The sequence below is a fragment of the Kitasatospora sp. NPDC088779 genome (assembly GCF_040685395.1).
GTDB lineage: Bacteria > Actinomycetota > Actinomycetes > Streptomycetales > Streptomycetaceae > Kitasatospora.
On sequence record NZ_JBFBHW010000131.1, the window covers coordinates 1 to 1,083 of the forward strand.

The window sequence follows — 1,083 nt, forward strand, 5'->3', positions numbered from 1 at the left end:
GCCGTACTCGCCTCCCCCGACTCCGACATCGGCCTCGTCGGCTACGAGATGGCCCTCCTCGTCGACCGCGCCGGCGCCGTCCTCACCCCCGCACTCCGCGCGGAACTCCAGGGCAGTCTCCTGCACTGACGGTCCGTCGGATACCGTCCAGGTATTCGAAGTACCTCCGCGTCCTTCCCGGGCCCGCTTCGGCGGGCTCGGGTTCGGACGTTGTACGGCCTTCGCACCACCGGCTCCGGACCTGCGCCGAAGCTCGCACCGCACCGCCGCACCTTGTGAGGAGAGGAACCGTGACACCGCCCGACGACCGCAGCGGCCAGTACGGCGTTCCGTACCCTGGCACAGGCCATGACGCCTTCGGAGCACCCGGCGTCGGCCACGGTCAGCAGTACGGCCAGCCTCAGCACGGCCAGCAGCACGGACAGCAGTACGGCCAGCACCAGTACGGGCAGCCCCAGCACCCGTACGGGCAGCCGCAGCAGGAGCAGTACGACCAGCAGGGCCGGTCCGGCCGGTACCGACAGCCGCAGCCCGCCTTCGACACGCCGCCGCCCGGCTACCCGGCGCCCGCCCCCGACTACCGGCCGGCCCACGAGCCCGGGCACGTCGAGGAGTTCGAGGACGAGCCCGACTCCGGCCCGCTGATCCGGCCGTTCGCGATGACCGGTGGACGCACCCGGCCGCGCTACGAGCTCGCGCTGGAGGCCCTCGTCTCCGCCGACGTCGACCCGCAGCGCCTGGCCACCCTGCTCCCCGAGCACCAGCGGATCTGCACCCTGTGCAGGGAGGTCAAATCCGTCGCGGAGGTGTCGGCGCTGCTCTCCCTTCCCCTGGGAGTGGCCCGCATCCTCGTGGCCGACCTGGCCGAGGCCGGCCTCGTCGCCATCCACCAGCCCGCTTCCGGCGGCGAATCCGGAAACCAGCCCGACGTCACGCTGCTCGAAAGGGTCCTCAGTGGACTTCGCAAGCTCTAACGCGGCCGCCCCCACCCGCGCCACCACCTCCGCGAAGATCGTCGTCGCGGGCGGCTTCGGCGTCGGCAAGACCACGCTCGTCGGCGCCGTCTCCGAGATCAACCCCCTG

The 1,083-nt window shown here is 72.1% G+C and carries 1 protein-coding gene and 2 pseudogenes; all 3 read left to right on the forward strand.

All coding sequences use genetic code 11. The features are described 5' to 3' along the window. Positions 1-129 (forward strand): annotated as a pseudogene (locus tag AB0P03_RS40835) (roadblock/LC7 domain-containing protein); the annotation flags it as partial. Positions 130-290: 161 nt separating this feature from the next. Then, complete coding sequence (locus AB0P03_RS40840; protein ID WP_363589768.1) at positions 291-974, forward strand: DUF742 domain-containing protein; 684 nt, start codon at positions 291-293, stop codon at positions 972-974. Continuing rightward, a pseudogene (locus AB0P03_RS40845) lies at positions 955-1,083 on the forward strand (ATP-binding protein); the annotation flags it as partial. The gene AB0P03_RS40840 and the pseudogene AB0P03_RS40845, both read left to right, overlap by 20 nt.